At 71.9% G+C, this 15,509-nt stretch carries 18 protein-coding genes; 12 read left to right on the forward strand and 6 right to left on the reverse strand.

Annotation, left to right across the window (positions count from 1 at the left end; translation table 11 throughout):
• Positions 1 to 32 precede the first annotated feature (32 nt).
• The gene (locus Csp2054_RS12835; protein WP_096899704.1) at positions 33 to 1,400 is read right to left on the reverse strand and encodes an APC family permease; all 1,368 of its coding nucleotides are present in this window, start codon (positions 1,398 to 1,400) and stop codon (positions 33 to 35) included.
• 142 nt (positions 1,401 to 1,542) lie between these two features.
• Here Csp2054_RS12835 and Csp2054_RS12840 point away from each other — a divergent pair, with 142 nt between their 5' ends.
• Together Csp2054_RS12840 and Csp2054_RS12845 are read left to right on the forward strand one after the other, a co-directional pair.
• Complete coding sequence (locus Csp2054_RS12840) at positions 1,543 to 2,310, forward strand: HAD family hydrolase (protein ID WP_096899705.1); 768 nt, start codon at positions 1,543 to 1,545, stop codon at positions 2,308 to 2,310.
• 65 nt (positions 2,311 to 2,375) lie between these two features.
• Complete coding sequence (locus tag Csp2054_RS12845) at positions 2,376 to 4,886, forward strand: glycoside hydrolase family 65 protein (RefSeq protein ID WP_096899706.1); 2,511 nt, start codon at positions 2,376 to 2,378, stop codon at positions 4,884 to 4,886.
• 51 nt (positions 4,887 to 4,937) lie between these two features.
• Here the strand turns inward: Csp2054_RS12845 and Csp2054_RS12850 are convergent, their stop codons facing one another.
• Genes Csp2054_RS12850 through Csp2054_RS12860 form a run of 3 tightly spaced genes read right to left on the reverse strand, consistent with a single transcriptional unit; the run spans position 4,938 to position 6,165 of the window.
• Positions 4,938 to 5,351, reverse strand: a complete 414-nt coding sequence (locus Csp2054_RS12850; RefSeq protein ID WP_255252735.1) for a VOC family protein — start codon at positions 5,349 to 5,351, stop codon at positions 4,938 to 4,940.
• Positions 5,348 to 5,875, reverse strand: a complete 528-nt coding sequence (locus Csp2054_RS12855; protein ID WP_096899748.1) for a DUF1697 domain-containing protein — start codon at positions 5,873 to 5,875, stop codon at positions 5,348 to 5,350. The genes Csp2054_RS12850 and Csp2054_RS12855 overlap by 4 nt, the downstream gene beginning before the upstream one ends.
• Before the next feature lie 26 nt (positions 5,876 to 5,901).
• Positions 5,902 to 6,165 carry a hypothetical protein gene (locus Csp2054_RS12860; RefSeq protein WP_096899707.1) on the reverse strand — a complete coding sequence of 88 codons (264 nt, stop codon included), beginning with the start codon at positions 6,163 to 6,165 and terminating at the stop codon, positions 5,902 to 5,904.
• Between the two features lie 141 nt (positions 6,166 to 6,306).
• Here Csp2054_RS12860 and Csp2054_RS12865 point away from each other — a divergent pair, with 141 nt between their 5' ends.
• The 5 genes from Csp2054_RS12865 to Csp2054_RS12885 are packed head-to-tail and all read left to right on the forward strand — an operon-like array spanning position 6,307 to position 9,524.
• Positions 6,307 to 6,882: an ArsR/SmtB family transcription factor gene (locus Csp2054_RS12865; protein ID WP_096899708.1), complete on the forward strand. Its 576-nt coding sequence runs from the start codon at positions 6,307 to 6,309 to the stop codon at positions 6,880 to 6,882.
• Positions 6,879 to 8,159, forward strand: a complete 1,281-nt coding sequence (locus Csp2054_RS12870; protein ID WP_096899709.1) for an MFS transporter — start codon at positions 6,879 to 6,881, stop codon at positions 8,157 to 8,159. The genes Csp2054_RS12865 and Csp2054_RS12870 overlap by 4 nt, the downstream gene beginning before the upstream one ends.
• 38 nt (positions 8,160 to 8,197) lie before the next feature.
• The gene (locus tag Csp2054_RS12875; protein WP_096899710.1) at positions 8,198 to 8,659 is read left to right on the forward strand and encodes a prevent-host-death protein; all 462 of its coding nucleotides are present in this window, start codon (positions 8,198 to 8,200) and stop codon (positions 8,657 to 8,659) included.
• A gap of 57 nt (positions 8,660 to 8,716) precedes the next feature.
• A complete protein-coding gene (locus Csp2054_RS12880) occupies positions 8,717 to 9,004 on the forward strand; it encodes a hypothetical protein (RefSeq protein WP_255252736.1) in 288 nt (95 codons plus the stop codon).
• A gap of 58 nt (positions 9,005 to 9,062) precedes the next feature.
• Positions 9,063 to 9,524: a hypothetical protein gene (locus Csp2054_RS12885; protein ID WP_096899712.1), complete on the forward strand. Its 462-nt coding sequence runs from the start codon at positions 9,063 to 9,065 to the stop codon at positions 9,522 to 9,524.
• Between the two features lie 128 nt (positions 9,525 to 9,652).
• Here Csp2054_RS12885 and Csp2054_RS12890 read toward each other — a convergent pair whose 3' ends face one another.
• A complete protein-coding gene (locus tag Csp2054_RS12890) occupies positions 9,653 to 11,122 on the reverse strand; it encodes an NCS2 family permease (RefSeq protein WP_096899713.1) in 1,470 nt (489 codons plus the stop codon).
• Between the two features lie 149 nt (positions 11,123 to 11,271).
• Here Csp2054_RS12890 and folE point away from each other — a divergent pair, with 149 nt between their 5' ends.
• From folE to Csp2054_RS12915, 5 genes are all read left to right on the forward strand, one after another.
• Entirely contained in the window at positions 11,272 to 11,901 is a 630-nt protein-coding gene (gene folE, locus Csp2054_RS12895) for a GTP cyclohydrolase I (protein WP_255252737.1), read from the forward strand.
• The gene (gene folP / locus Csp2054_RS12900) at positions 11,898 to 12,836 is read left to right on the forward strand and encodes a dihydropteroate synthase (RefSeq protein WP_096899715.1); all 939 of its coding nucleotides are present in this window, start codon (positions 11,898 to 11,900) and stop codon (positions 12,834 to 12,836) included. Before folE ends, folP begins: the two co-directional genes overlap by 4 nt.
• Entirely contained in the window at positions 12,833 to 13,570 is a 738-nt protein-coding gene (locus Csp2054_RS12905; RefSeq protein WP_096899716.1) for a pyrimidine reductase family protein, read from the forward strand. Before folP ends, Csp2054_RS12905 begins: the two co-directional genes overlap by 4 nt.
• Before the next feature lie 43 nt (positions 13,571 to 13,613).
• A complete protein-coding gene (locus Csp2054_RS12910) occupies positions 13,614 to 14,267 on the forward strand; it encodes an HAD-IA family hydrolase (protein WP_096899717.1) in 654 nt (217 codons plus the stop codon).
• Between the two features lie 110 nt (positions 14,268 to 14,377).
• Positions 14,378 to 14,929, forward strand: coding sequence for a type 1 glutamine amidotransferase domain-containing protein (locus Csp2054_RS12915; RefSeq protein ID WP_096899718.1), 552 nt, complete (start codon positions 14,378 to 14,380; stop codon positions 14,927 to 14,929).
• Here the strand turns inward: Csp2054_RS12915 and Csp2054_RS12920 are convergent.
• Positions 14,913 to 15,494 (reverse strand): molybdenum cofactor biosysynthesis protein, encoded by a 582-nt coding sequence (locus tag Csp2054_RS12920; protein ID WP_176491695.1) that lies wholly within the window; start codon positions 15,492 to 15,494, stop codon positions 14,913 to 14,915. The two genes, Csp2054_RS12915 and Csp2054_RS12920, sit on opposite strands and share 17 nt — an antisense overlap.
• Positions 15,495 to 15,509 lie beyond the last annotated feature (15 nt).

Genomic DNA, 15,509 nt, shown 5'->3' on the forward strand with positions numbered 1-15,509 from the left:
GACGGTCGCCCTGGAGGCGCGGCGCGACCCCGTCAGTCGGCCCGCGTGCGCGGCTGGTCGGGTCCGCCGCTGCGAGAGGTGCCACCTCCGGTGGCCCGGGCGACGAAGTACAGCACCACGCCGACGGCGAGGAGCAGGGCCGCGTACAGCCACACCGGTCCGCGTTGCTGCGTCAGCAGCAGTACGCAGGACGCGACACCGAGCACCGGGACGAAGGTCCAGACCCGGAAGTGGTCGTGTTCCACGTGGTCGCGACGGAGGACGAGCACCGCGACGTTGGTGCTGATGAAGACGAGCAGGAGCAGCAGCACGACCGTCTCGGCGAGCGTGCCGACGTCGCCGACCAGGGTCAGCAGCATCGCGACGGCCGTGGTGGCGACGATCGCGGTCCACGGCGTCCTCCGGTTCGGCAGGACCTTGGCCAGCAGGGCCGGGAGGAGCCGCTGCTCGGCCATGCCGTACGTGACGCGACTGGCCATGATCATCGTCAGGAGTGCGCCGTTCGCCACCGCGACCAGCGCGATCAGGCTGAACACCCGGTCGGGGATCGGGACGCCGGACGCCGAGACCACGGCCAGGAGCGGACCAGACGAGTCCTCGAGCGCGCTCGCGGGGAGGGCGGTCGCGCTCGCCAGTCCCACGAGCACGTAGACGACGCCCGCGGTGGCGAGGGCTCCGAACAGGGCCTTCGGGTAGACGCGCCGGGGCTCACGGACCTCCTCGGCGACGTTCGCACTCGTCTCGAAGCCCACGAACGAGTAGTACGCGACGATCGCGGCGCTCAGCGTGGCGAGTGCCGGGTTCGCGTCGGCCGGGAACGCCCCGACGCGCCTGACGTCGCCGCCTCCACCCCCGAGCATGACCGCGACGACGACGATCACGATCACCAGGCCGGACACCTCGATGACCGTCATGACGACGTTGCTGCGGAGCGAGTCCGAGATGCCGCGGGCGTTCAGGCAGGCGACGAGCGCCAGGAACACGATCGCGGTGGGGATCGGCGGCAGTTCCACGAACGTGCCCAGGTAGTCGCCGGCGAACGCCAACGAGAGGCCCGCGGCACTCGTGACGCCCGCGGCGAGCATGCAGAAGCCGACGAGGAAAGCCACCAGCGGCGCGTGGTACGCCCGCTCGGCGAACACCGCGGCGCCGCCGGCCTTCGGGTACTTCGTGACGAGCTCGGCGTACGACCCCGCGGTGAGGAGGGCGAGCAGGAGCGCGAGGACGAGCGGCGCCCAGAGTGCACCGCCGACGTCCTCCGAGAGCGTGCCCATGAGGGCGTAGATCCCGGCGCCGAGCACGTCGCCGAGGATGAAGAGGTAGAGCAAGGGGCCGGTGATCGCCTGGCGGAGCTTCGAGTCGCCGTGCGTGGGTGCTGCGGTGTCGCTGGCGCTGGTCATGGTGGAGCCTTCCGTCCCGGCCAGCGTGGCCGACGCGCGGCTCCGAGGTCGTCCAGCACGTCCGCATCGCGCGGGTGAACTCTCTCCACAGATCGGCGACGCATCAGCAACCACCCCCGGTCACGGTCCTAGACTCGCCTGCATGACCGCACCGGACCGGCCCACCCCAGCCCGCCTCGCGGATCAGCGCGCGCTGCTGTTCGACCTCGACGGTGTCCTCACCCCGACGGCCGAGGTGCACATGCGCGCCTGGAGCCGACTGTTCACGCCGTACCTCGAGTCGCACGGCGTCGCCCCGTACACGGAGCAGGACTACTTCGACCACATCGACGGCAAGCCCCGCTACGACGGCGTCCGCTCCCTGCTCGCCTCGCGCGGGATCGAGCTGCCCGACGGCACGCCAGACGACGACCCGTCGCTCGACACGGTGTGCGGCCTCGGCAACCGGAAGAACGCCGAGTTCACCGCCGAGCTCGACGAGCACGGGGTGGAGCCCTACCCGGGCTCGTACCGGTTCCTCGTCGCCGCGATCGACGCCGGCTACTCGGTGGCCGTGGTGTCGAGTTCCGCCAACGCCGTGCCCGTGCTCCGGACGGCCGGGATCCTCGAACGCTTCCCGGTGATCGTGGACGGGCTGGTGGCGCGCGAGGACGCACTGGCGGGCAAGCCCGCCCCCGACACCTACCTCGACGCCGCGAGCCGCCTCGGTCTGACCGCCGCCGAGTGCGTCGTCGTCGAGGACGCCACGAGCGGCGTCGAGGCCGGGCGCAACGGCGCCTTCGGGCTCGTCGTCGGCGTCGACCGCGGTGCGGGAGCCGACGCGCTCCGCGCGCACGGCGCCGACGTCGTCGTGACCGACCTCGCCGACCTCGTCGACGACCTCCGCAGCGTCCCCACCCCCGCGCCGTAGGCGGCGCGCACGGCGCACCCCGCGCCTCCCGTCCGGACCAACGACCTCCCTTCCCACGGAGCAGCATGAACCCCATCACCTCGGACCCGCTCGATCGTGTCCGCTACCCGATCGACGAGTGGGCGCTCGTCGAGACCGAGTACGCGCCGGACGAGCAGGGCGTCGCGGAGACGAACTTCGCGGTCGGCAACGGCTACCTGGGCCTGCGCGGCAACCTCGACGAGGGCCGCGGCGGCGTGCAGTACGGCACGTACGTCAACGGTTTCCACGAGACCTGGCCGATCCGCCACGCCGAGGACGCGTTCGGGTTCGCGAAGACCGGGCAGACGATCATCAACGCGCCGGACGCGAAGGTGATCCGCCTCTACGTCGACGACGAGCCCCTGGTCCTGGCCGAGGCGGACATCCTCCGGCACACCCGACGCCTGGAGTTCCGTGGCGGGTACCTGTTCCGCGAGACCGAGTGGTCGACGCCGTCCGGCAAGCGGGTCCTGATCCGGTCGAAGCGTCTCGTGTCGTTCACGGACCGGCACCTGGCGGTCATCGACTACGAGGTGACCGTGCTCGACGCGGACGCCTCCATCCTGCTCTCGAGCCAGATCCTCAACCGGCAGGACGTGCAGGACGAGTACCACGCCGGCATGCGCGCCGCGGCGAACGCGTTCGACCCGCGCAAGGCCGAGGCGTTCACCGAGCGGGTGCTCGAGCCCAAGCTCAAGCGGAGCACGGGCGGGCGGTCCCTCCTGGGCTACCAGGCGGCGAGTTCGGGCATGACGATCTGCGTCGGCGTCGAGCACCACCTCGAGACCGAGAACGCGTGGGACGAGTCCTCGTCGATCGACGACGACCTCGCCAAGCACGTCTACCGGGTGCAGGCGAAGGCCGGTGTCCCGATCCGGCTCGTCAAGAGCATCGTGTACCACACCTCGCGCGGCGTGCCCGCTCGGGAGCTCGCCGACCGCTGCGACCGCACGCTCGACCGTGCGCACGCCCAGACCGTCGACGACGTGTTCGCCGCCCAGCGCGCCTGGATGGACGACTACTGGTCGCGGAGCGACGTGGAGGTCCCCGGCAAGCCCGACGTCCAGCAGGCGGTCCGGTGGAACCTCTTCATGCTCGCCCAGGCGACGGCCCGGACGGACGGGCACGGCATCGCGGCGAAGGGCGTCACGGGCTCCGGGTACGGCGGTCACTACTTCTGGGACATGGAGATCTACGTCCTGCCGTTCCTGTCGTACACGGCGCCGATCGTCGCCAGGAACGCGCTGCGGTTCCGCTACAACATGCTCGACGCCGCCCGGTCGCGGGCGCGTGAGCTGAACCAGCGGGGCGCCCTGTTCCCCTGGCGGACGATCAACGGGGAGGAGTCGAGCGCGTTCTACGCGGCGGGCACCGCGCAATACCACATCGACGCCGACATCACCCACGCGCTCATGCAGTACGTCCGGGCGTCGGGCGACAGCGAGTTCCTCAAGCGTGGCGCGATCGACATCCTCGTCGAGACCGCGCGGCTGTGGGAGGACCTCGGGTTCTGGCGCTCGAACGGCGACAAGAAGTTCCACATCGACGGCGTCACCGGCCCCGACGAGTACACGACGGTCGTCGACGACAACCTCTACACGAACGTCATGGCCCGCGCGAACCTCTGGTCCGCCGTGCAGGCGTGCCGGGAACTCGCCGCCGACGACCCCGAGGAGTACGGCCGGATGGTCCGGCGCACCGGGCTCGACGCGGACGAGATCGCCGGCTGGGAGCACGCCGCCGAGTCGATGGAGATCCCGTTCGACCCGCACCGCGGCATCCACCCGCAGGACGCGCAGTTCCTCGACAAGGAGCTGTGGGACCTCGAGAACACGCCGGAGTCCAAGCGGCCGCTGCTGCTGCACTACCACCCGCTGGTGATCTACCGGTTCCAGGTGCTCAAGCAGGCGGACGTCGTCCTCGCGCTGTTCCTGCAGGGCCACGAGTTCACCGCCGCCGAGAAGCGTCGCGACTTCGACTACTACGACGCCCTGACCACCGGCGACTCGACCCTGTCCGCGGTCGTGCAGTCGATCATGGCGGCGGAGGTCGGCTACTGCGAGCTCGCCGTGCAGTACTTCCTGACCGCGCTCTACGTCGACCTCGCCGACCTGCACGGCAACACCTCCGACGGTGTGCACATCGCGTCGACGGGCGGTGTCTGGGGTGCCCTGGTGAACGGCTTCGGCGGCATGCGCGACCACGGCGGCCGCATGACCTTCAACCCGCGCCTGCCGAAGGACTGGGAGCGGATCACCTACCGGCTCACCGTCCGGGGCAACCGCGTGAAGGTCGACCTCGAGCAGGACACGCTCACGTTCACGATCGAGCACGGGGACGGCCTCACGGTCTGGGTCCACAACCAGCAGTGGGACCTCACCCCGGGCGCTCCGACGGTCGTGCCGCTGCCGCACCAGGGGCCGCGGATGACGGGTCGCGCACCGACCACGAGCGACATCCAGGGGACCCTCCGGGCGGACGGGTCGGTCATCACCGCGTCCATCCCGACGATCTCGTTGGAGCGGGACCTGGAGCCGGACGACCAGACCGCGTAGCGCCGGGTGCCGGACCGGAGGCGCGGTGCGCCCCCGGCAGATCGGCGTACGTCAGAGGATGGTCGCCACCAGTTCGACCTTGATCCGCTCTGCGTCCTCGAGGAACGCTGCGTGGTGGTCCGGTCCGCCGGCGTGCGGGTGGCGATCGGCGTAGAGGTGTGACCACCCGTGCGTCGGTGCGGCTCGCCACAAGCGGTCGACGTCCGCCGGGGTGCCGGCATGGAACGCCAGGTGGCTCAGGCCGGGTCGACGCCGGTCGTGCGCGCCGTCGAGCGGGGCCGCCTCGATCACGACGTACGTGCTGCCCGCGATCCAACTGCGCCCGTCGTCCCATCGCTGGTGGGGCTCGTGTCCGAGTTCCTCGAGGAGCCAGCCCCACGCCCGGGCGGCCCGGTCGAGATCGGCGACCCTGAGTTCGACGTGGTGCAGCGCGCCACGGGGCACACCCCCGGCGTGCCCGGTCACAGGAGCTTCCGGAGGGTGTTCGCGTTCCGGGTCGTGGTCGTGCGCTTGAACCGTGCCGCGCCGGCACGCTTGGCGAACACCGTGTCCGTGCTCGACCCCTTCGGGCACGACCAGTACACGACACCTGCGCCGCCGCCCGTGCCCCGGGCGACCCGTTCGACGGACTCGTCGACGGTGAGGTCGGCCAGCAGCTCGTCGATCACGGCCGGCGCGGAGGCGAAGACGACGTAGTCGTGCCGGTCGGGCCCGGAGTCGAACGGGAAGGCACCGACGATCCCGGCCAGCCCGTCGTGGCGGAGCAGGACGATCCACGCGTCGTAGCCGAAGCGGTCGCGGAGGGCCCGCTCGATGTCGGCCTTCACGGTCGTCGCGGAGCCGTCCGCGGTGAACACGACGTTGCCCGAGGCGAGGACCGTCCGGACGTCCGCGTACCCGAGCCCGTGGAACGTCTCGGCGAGGTAGGCACTCGTGATGGTGATGCCGTTCACGTTGACACCGCGCAGCAGGGCGATCCACCTGGTCATGTCGGGACGGTAGCGCGCCGCGGTGATCACGTCCACGTCCGTGCGACGCCCCACCCGTCGCCCTCGGGCACGATGTCGACGACGAGGGTCTCGCCGTCCTCGGCTGTCGCCTGGAAGCGCCACCCGACCGTCCGCTCGGGGGCGTGGGTGATGGCGGTGGGGAGTTCGGCGCGGGTGACGGTGAGCCGCGTGGGGGTGTCCGTGACCCGCCAGCGGCGACCGGACCACACCAGCCGATCGGGGACGCCGGCGGTCCACCAGACCGTCGCGGCCGTGTCGATGATCACCACGATGACCTCCTGTCACTCGAACGTGTGTTCGAATGCTAGGTCACGCGACGCCCCTCGGCAATCGCGCGGTGCGCTCGACGAACCGCCACCGAATCCACAAGAACCATTGCGCAACGTGTCTTGTGCACCTAGGCTCGCGGCATGCCGACCACCAGACGCCTCGACGACGCGGCCCACATGCGCGCCCTCGCGCACCCGACGCGCCTCCGGATCGTCGGGTTGCTCCGGACCGCCGGCCCGCAGACCGCCGCGATGCTCGGCGACGTCGTCGACGAGGCCCCGGGGACCATCAGCTACCACTGCCGGCGACTCGCGGAGGCGGAGCTGATCGAGCCGGCGCCGGAGCTCGGGACGGACCGTCGGGAGCGCTGGTGGCGGGCGACGGCCGAGCACACCTCGTGGAACTTCGCCGACGCCTTCGACGACCCCGAGCGGATGCTGGCCACCGCAGCCCTCGACCACACGGTCGCGCAGGTCCACGCCGACGAGTACTCCGCGTTCGTCGACCACGTGCCGGTGCTGGGACGTGAGTGGGTGGCCGCGTCGAACAGCTCCGACCGAGCGCTCCGCCTGACCGTCGACGAGCTTCGGGCGTTGAGCGCTGAACTGAACGCTGTGCTCGACCGGTGGGAGTCCGTCAGCGCCGAGCACGTGCCGGGCGACGGCTCCGAGCGCGTGGTCGGCCTCGTGCAGAGCTACCGGAGAGCACGGCCGTGAAAGCGCGGTGGCGGCTCCGTGCCCTGCTCGCGGTGCAGGTCGTCTCCCGGACCGGCAACGTCGCCACCACGATCGCGGTCCCCTTCGTCGTGCTCGCGCGTGGCGGTTCGGCGTCCGACGTCGGTGTCGCAGCGTTCGCCGCCACCGTGCCCATCGTCCTCGGCGGCGCGTTCGGCGGGGTGCTCGTGGAGCGGTTCGGATCGGTGCGGTCCAGCGTCGTCTCCGACCTCGCCAGCGCCGTGACCCTCCTCGCGATCCCGGTGCTCGCGTGGACGGTCGGGTTGCCGTCGTGGGCACTCCTCGTGCTGGTGTTCCTCGGTGGCCTCTTCGACACGCCGGGTGAGTCCGGGCGGCGCGTGCTCCTGCCCGGACTGGCGGACGAGGCCGCTGTCCCCCTCGAACGCGCCGTCGGACACTTCGAGGCCTCGGTCCGCTTCTCGGTCCTGCTCGGAGCACCGGCCGCGGGTCTCCTCGTCGGGGTGGTCGGCGCCCTCCCGGCGCTCGTCGTCACCGCCTGCGTGTTCGGCACCGCCGCCCTGCTCGGCGCCGTGGTGCTCCGGGAGCCCCTCCGAGCGCCGGCCGACCCGGGCGCGCAGGCCGCTCCGGCACCGTCGGGGACCCCGACGAGCGGCTACTGGCGCGACCTCGGTGCCGGCCTCCGGTTCTGCGTGCACGACCCGCTGTTCCGGCTCGTCATCGCGCTCGTGCTCGTGACGAACCTGCTCGACGCCGCACGTTCGAGCGCGCTGTTGCCGCTGTACGCCGATCGGGTGCTCGGTGGTGCGCAGTCGCTGGGCCTCGTGAGCGGGACGTTCGGCGGGGCGGCGTTCATCGGCTCGCTCGTCTTCAGTTCCGTCGCGCACCGGGTACCGCGGCGGACGACGTTCGTCGTGTGCTTCGTCCTCGCGGGCGGCCCGTCGCTGGTCGCACCCGCGTTCGGACTCGGCCTGCCCTGGTTGCTCGCCGCGTCCGCCGTGTCGGGGCTCGCAGCCGGGGCCCTCAACCCGATCCTCGGCGCGGTCGAACTCGAGCGGATCCCGGCACCGATGCGCGCTCGGGTGTTCGGGTTGCTCTCCGCCGGATCGTGGGCCGGCATCCCGCTCGGCGGCCTGTCGGGCGGTGTCGTCGCGGACGCGATCGGGGTCTCCGCGACCTTCGGCGTGGTCGCGGTGGTCTACACCGTCGTGACGCTCACCCCGCTCCTCGGCGGGTCCTGGCGCCTGATGGAGCGACGACCGGCCCCGCACGGGTTCGCCGGACTCCTCCCCAGCCGCTGACGGTTGCGTTCAGAACGTGTTCTGAATACGCTCGAACCATGACGATCGCGCCTCCCGTCCGCAGACGGTCCGTCCAGTCCTCCGACCTGTCGCGACATGCGAAGGAGGTCTTCGCCGCGGCGGAACAGGAGCCGCTCGAGGTGACCAGGCGGGACGGCAAGCCGCTGGTGCTCACCACGAAGGAACGTTCCGACGATGACGAAGCGGTCCTCGACATCGCCGCACAGTTGATCGCGGCCGTCACCGTGAACGAAACGCTGCCGCTGCACGAACGGCTGGCGATCCCGTACCCGTGGCTCACCCTCCTCAGCCGGGACGACCAGGTGCGGTTCGCCAAGGAGATCGTCGAGGTCGCACGGGGATCGTTCTCTCTGCGCCAGCCGCGTGCGCTCCTGCTCGAGATGCAAGCCTGGCGCAACTCGGCCGAGGCGATCGCCGCCGGCTGGCACCGCTCCGAGGCCGAGTCGTTCGAGGCCCCCGTCCCCGTCGAGCGTCCCTGATCCGTGGCGCGGCGCACCACCGTCCCCCGTCCGGTCCGCACGACGGAGTACTCGATCGTGTTCCTGACCCGCCCTGCCGAGACCGGCTGGCGCGACCTCGTCGCCACGCAGCGGAATGCTGTGGCCGCAGCATGGGACCGGTTGACGGTCGATCCGCTGACCGAGGACCTCGCGTGCCATGCCCTCCGCGGCGAGCTCGGCAGGGTCACGCACAGTGGTCGGGAATGGACCAGGCGACAGATCGAACTCCGTCGCGGGGCTCGGGTCTGGTTCACCGTCGATGAGGAGATGCGCACCGTTCACCTGCTCGACGTCCACACGCACCATCCGAACGCGACGAAGTGAACGCCGGGGGACGCCAGACCTCGGAGCGGCCGCAGCACCCCTCCGGTAGACGAGACGCATGACGGACGAGCAAGACGACGACCAGGGCCCAGACACCGCGCACCAGGTACCGAAGGGGGTGTCCGAGGCGACCGTCGAGGCACTCGGCACGCTGTCCGCGGCGGTCGAGGTCATCGAACACGCGCGCGGGCTGCTCTACGGCTTCCACCGCCTGACGGGCATGGCCGACCTGAACCTCGGCGAGGCCGTCGAGCAGCTGCGGAAGGCCGGCCACACCGAGCTCGCGGACCGTATCGACACCGAGCTCGTCGGGCGGAACGTCATCGCCGGCCGGTGGACCTTCCAGATCATGGAGGACTACGACGACGGCTACTACGCGCTCGCCAAGGAACTCGAGAAGACTGCCCGCGACGAGCTCGTCGGCGGGAAGCGGCACCTGTACGAGGCGGGCATGAAGGAGGACCGGCGCACGCAGGGCCGGCGCCACCACGAGGCCAGGCCGAGCGACCTGCCGGACTGAGGCCGCGCCTCCCGGGCAGCCGGCCGGCCGGAACGCGAAAGCGACAGTTTCCTGCGATCGGATCGCAGGAAACTGTCGCTTTCGCGGAACAGTCCGGCCGGGAGCTCGCGCCCCCCCGCGCCCCCGCGTCACCCGACGCCGAGCAGCGCCTCCAGCGGCCCGCGCGCGAAGTACAGCAGGAAGCCCGCGGCGACCACGTAGAGCAGCCACGAGACCTCGCGGCCACGGCCGGACAGCAGCTTGATGAGCACCCAGCTGATGAAGCCGGCGCCGATGCCGTTCGCGATCGAGTAGGTCAGCGGCATCACGACGATCGTCAGGAACGCGGGCAGTGCGGAGCCGAAGTCGGTCCACGAGATGTCCGCGACCTGCGACACCATGAGCGCGCCGACGACGACGAGTCCGGCGGCCGCGACCTCGAGCGGGACGACCTGCGTCAGCGGCGTGAGGAACATCGAGAGCAGGAAGAGCACGCCCGTCACGACCGACGCCATGCCGGTCCTGGCCCCCTCGCCGATGCCGGAGGCCGAGTCGATGAAGACCGTGTTCGACGACACCGAGGCGCCACCGCCCGCGATGGCACCGACACCCTCGACGACGAGCGCCGACTTCAGCCGGGGGAACGTGCCGTCGGGGTGCGCGACGCCGGCGGCCTTGGCCAGACCGGTCATCGTGCCCATGGCGTCGAAGAAGTTCGTGAAGACGAGCGTGAAGACGAGCATCGACGCGGCGAGCGGGCCGATGCGGCTGAACGCGCCGAAGTCGAAGTGGCCGACGAGGGACAGGTCCGGCACGGCGAAGAGCGCCGACGGCAGGCCGGGGGCGTTGAGGTTCCAGCCGGTCTTCGAGTCGACCGAGGTCGGCACGTGGAAGATCGCCTGCAGGATGATCGCGATGATCGTCGTCGCCACGATGCCGATCAGCAGTGCACCCTTGACCCGGCGGGCCATGAGCGTGCCGATGATGACGAGGCCGATGAGGAACACGATCGTCGGCAGCGCCCCGACGGAGCCGTCCTCACCGAGCTGCAGCGGCGGCGACGCGAGACCCGACGACCGGACGAACCCGGAGTCGACGAGCCCGATGAACGCGATGAACAGGCCGATGCCGACCGTGATCGCCGCCTTGAGCTGCGCGGGCACGGCCGTGAAGATCATCGTCCGGATGCCCGTCAGCGCGAGCAGCACGATGATGATGCCGTTGATGACGACGAGGCCCATCGCCTCCGCCCACGTGACCTGCTTCACGACGCTGACCGCGAGGAACGAGTTGATGCCGAGACCAGCGGCGATGCCGAACGGCAGGTTCGCGATGAGTCCCATCGCGATGGTCATGAGGCCGGCGACGAGCCCGGTGGCCGCGGCGACCTGGGCGTTCTCGAGCCAGCCGCCGGTGACGTCCTTGGCAGCCTGGTCGGCGCTGAACCCGCCGAGGATGAGCGGGTTGAGGATGACGATGTAGGCCATCGTGACGAAGGAGACGAGACCACCACGGATCTCTCGGGGGATCGTCGACCCGCGGCTCGTGATCGAGAAGAAGCGGTCGAGGCCGGACGCGAGGGCGTTCCGGGGCGGCGTGTCGGTCTGCTGGGCGCTCACCGGACGAGTTTACAGAACGCTGGGAGCCCGGCGCGTCGCGCCGTCGGCGCGCAGCGGTGCCGGACGGGAGGCCCGGATCGCGTCGACGGGGTACGTCACCCGGGTGCGTGCTCGCGTTCTGCGGCCAGGGACGGTGTTGGATGAAGCACGTGAACGAACGTCTGGACCGCGCGCGCATCGAGGCGGCCGTGCGCGAGCTCCTCCTCGCGGTGGGGGACGACCCCGACCGGCCCGAGCTCGCCAGGACACCCGGTCGCGTGGCCGACTCGTACGCGGAGTTCTTCTCGGGCATCGGCACGGACGCCGTCGCGATCGCACACGCCGGGGTCGTGCACGCCGAGGAGGGGGACCGCGGGCAGCTCGTCGTCGTCCGCGACGTGAAGTTCCGCTCGATGTGCGAGCACCACCTCCTGCCATTCATCGGGGTCGCGCACCTCGCCTACGTGCCGGGCGACCAGCTGATCGGGCTCGGCACCCTGTCCCGCGTGCTGGACGCCGTGGCCTCCCGCCCGCAGCTGCAGGAGCGGCTCGGCGAGCAGGTCGCGGCCACGATCGCCGAGGGGCTCGACGCCACCGGGGTGCTCGTCGTGCTCGACGCCCAGCACCAGTGCGTCACGACCCGGGGCGAGCGGCAGACGGGCTCGACCACCGTGACGGTCGCCGCGACCGGATCCCTCGCCGAACCCGTCGGACGGGCCGAGGCGATCGCGCTCATCGGCGCGGGCGTCGGCACCGCCGGGGGACCCGCTGCCGGAGCCGACCACGGGGCGGGCGCATGACGACCGAGCAGCGCGACCAGCGCCTCCAGGGCGACGTCGCCGGACCCGGCTGGGTCGTCCCGGACCTGCGCGACCCGGTGCGCACCATCGGTCGACGCTCCTTCGACTTCGACCGCCGGATCGCCGTGATGGCGATCGTCAACCGCACGCCGGACTCGTTCCACGACCAGGGTGCGACCTTCGCGCTCGACCGGGCGGTCGCGGCCGCCGTGCGCGCCGCCGAGCAGGGCGCCGACTGGGTCGACATCGGCGGCGTGAAGTTCGCCCCGGGCCCGGAGCTGTCCGCCGCCGACGAGCTCGACCGGGTCCTGCCGGTCGTGGCGCAGCTCGCGCAGGAGTCCGACGTGGTCATCTCGGTCGACACGTTCCGCCCCGAGGTCGCCGCGGCCACGATCGCCGCCGGCGCGAGCGTGGTCAACGACACCACCGGCCTGTCCGACCCGCGGATGGCCTCCGTCGTCGCGGACTCGGACGCCACGATCGTCATCACGCACTCGACCGCCCCGCCCCGGCAGCACCTGCCCGAGCCGCCGCACTACGACGACATCGGCCGCGAGGTCGTGGACTTCCTGCAGGAGCGGGTCGACCGGGCGCTCGCCGCGGGCATCCCGGAGTCGCGGATCATCGTCGACCCCGGACACGACCTCAACAAGAACACCGTGCACACCCTCGAACTGACGCGCCGGCTGCCCGAGGTCGTCGCGCTCGGGTACCCGGTGCTCGCGGCCGTGTCGAACAAGGACTTCGTGGGGGAGTCGCTCGGACGGCCCCGTGGCGAGCGGCTGCCGGGCTCGCTGGCCGCCGCCACCGTCAGCGCGATGCTCGGCGCCCGGATCGTCCGGATGCACGACGTCGTGGAGAGCGTCGACGCGATGCGCATGGTCGAGGCGGTCCTCGGCTGGCGCGAACCCGTGGAAGCGCGGCACAACACGTGAACGTCCTGCCCCCGTCCGTCGCCGACCGCTCCGACGAGGACCTGCTCGCGCTCTACGCCGACGGCGTCCCCGACGGTCCCTGGCTCCGCGTGAACTTCGTCACGACGCTCGACGGCTCGGCCTCGGCCGGTGGTCGGACGGCGGACCTCGGCGGCGACGACGACCTCCGCGTGTTCGACCTGCTGCGGCGGACTGCCGACGTCGTCCTCGTGGCCGCGGGCACCGTCCGTGACGAGGAGTACGGGCCGATGGTCCTGCACGACGCCGACGTGGCGTGGCGCCGAGCGCACGGGAAGCCCGACCACCCGGTGTTCGCGATCGTCACCGGCTCCGCGGGGCTCGATGCGTCGTCGCGCGTGTTCACCGAGGCGCCCGTGCGACCCGTCGTGCTGACCTCGGCCTCCGGCGCCGCGTCCGAGCGGGGCCGAGCGCTCGCCGAGGTCGCCGACGTCGTCACGTGCGGGGACGACACCGTCGACGTGGCCGCGGTCGTGCGGGCCCTCGGCGACCGCGGGCTCGACCGCATCCACTGCGAGGGCGGGCCGTCGTTCTTCGGGGCGCTCATCGCGGAGGACCTGGTCGACGAGCTGACGTTGACGGTCGACCCGACGCTCGAGGGCGGGCAGGGTCCGCGGATCGCGACCGGGGCGTCGCCCGAGCTGCGGCGCATGCGTCCCGCACACGTCCTGCTCGGCGCCGATGGTGTGCTCCTGACACGGTACGTGCGCGCCTGACGCACTGCTCGCTCCCTCGGGACCCGCCGGTAGGGTCGGAGGTGTGATCGACGTCGTGGTGTCCGGGGTCCTGTTCGACATGGACGGGACGCTCGTCGACTCCACCGCGGTCGTCGAGGAGGCGTGGAGCCGGTTCGGCGCCACGCACGGGATCGACCCCGTCGAGATCCTCGCCTTCTCCCACGGACGCCAGACGATCGACACCGTCCGACGCTTCCTGCCCGACCTGCCCGAGGACGAGCAGCGCGACATCGTCGACGCGATGATCGCAGCCGAGATCGGCTACGTCGACGGCATCGTCGAGGTCCCCGGCGCCGGCGCGTTCGTCCAGCGGCTGCTCGACCTCGGCGCGCCCGTGGCCCTCGTGACGAGTGCGCCGCGCGAGCTCGCGGTCGAGCGCATGACCGCGGCCGGGGTGCCCGTCCCCGAGGCGCTCGTGCCGTCCGAGGACGCCGAGCGCAGCAAGCCGCACCCCGAGGGCTACCTCCGCGGGGCCGCGCTCCTCGGGGTGCCGGCCGAGCAGTGCCTGGCCTTCGAGGACGCGCCCGCCGGCGTCGAGGCCGCCCTCGCCTCCGGGGCGACGACCGTCGTGGTCGGCGACCTCGAGGCGTCGGTCACCGCCGGGCTGCCGCGCATCGCGGGGTACACCGGGCTGACGGTCGAGCGCGAGGGGTCCGCTTTCCGCATCCGCGGCTGAGCATCCCCGCCCGCAGCTGGGGAACGACTGCCGACTGCGAGCGCGTCCAGCACCGCCCGACGACCGTGGACCCCGGCGGCCGGAACCACCGGGCCGCGGAAGGAGTCACCATGGCAGCCCTCGACGGCAAGAAGATCCTCGTCATCGCGACGAACTACGGCGTGGAGCAGGACGAGATCGTCGTCCCCACCGACCAGCTGCGTGAGCGCGGCGCGGACGTGACGGTCGCCGGTCAAGAGTCCGGCCCCATCCAGACCCTCGTCGGCGACAAGGACCCGGGCAAGTCGGTCGACACCGACACCACCATCGGCAGTGTCAGCGGAGCCGGGAACTACGACGCCCTGGTCGTCCCCGGCGGCACCATCAACGCGGACACCATCCGCCAGGATGCCGACGCGGTCGCGTTGGTCACGGCGTTCGCGGAGGCCGGCAAGCCCGTCGCCGCGATCTGCCACGGCCCGTGGACCCTGATCGAGGCGGGTGTGGTGTCCGGCAAGACGATCACGTCGTTCCCGTCGCTGCAGACCGACGTCCGGAACGCCGGCGGCGAGTGGGTCGACCAGGAGGTCCAGGTCGACGGCGGCCTGATCACCTCGCGCAACCCGGACGACCTGCCCGCGTTCGTCGACGCGATCGAGCACGCCCTCACCGCGTCGGCGTAGCCCGCAGCGGGACGGGCGCGGCGGTCCACAGCGTCGCGGGGCCGACGGAGAGCACCCCGTCGGACTCCGGGTCGCACCGGACCCCCGCCCGCCCCCGCATCGCCCGGAACGCCCCGGGCGCGACCTCGTGGTCCATCCACGCGCACGGGTTCGCCGGACGGTAGCCGCGGAAGCGCACCACCCCCTGCCCGGAGTCGAGCGCGAACGGCTGGCCCCGGAGCGCCTCGACGTCGGCGCCGCGGAGGAACACGTTCCGCCGGGTCGCCGCGACGTCGAGGTCCGTCCCGAGCGCCCGGCCGACGGCCTCGAGCCCCTCGAGGCCCACCACCGTCACGCTCGCGTGCACGTGTGCCCGGGCGGCGAAGTAGCGGTCGCCCACGATCCCGAGGCCGGCCCGCAGCTCGACGTGGTCCCGCAGCTCGGGCGACGACTGGTCCGCGGGCAGCGCACCGTCGGCCGGGCGTCCCTCGTACCGGTGCCGGGGCGACGCGAGCAGCAGGCCCACCACGACGTCGGTCCGGCAGGGCAGCCCGTCGGGCGCGACCGGGTCGTCGGCGGAGGTCATGGGACCAACGCTAGC

Source organism: Curtobacterium sp. 'Ferrero' (assembly GCF_002412165.1).
Classification (GTDB): Bacteria; Actinomycetota; Actinomycetes; order Actinomycetales; family Microbacteriaceae; genus Curtobacterium.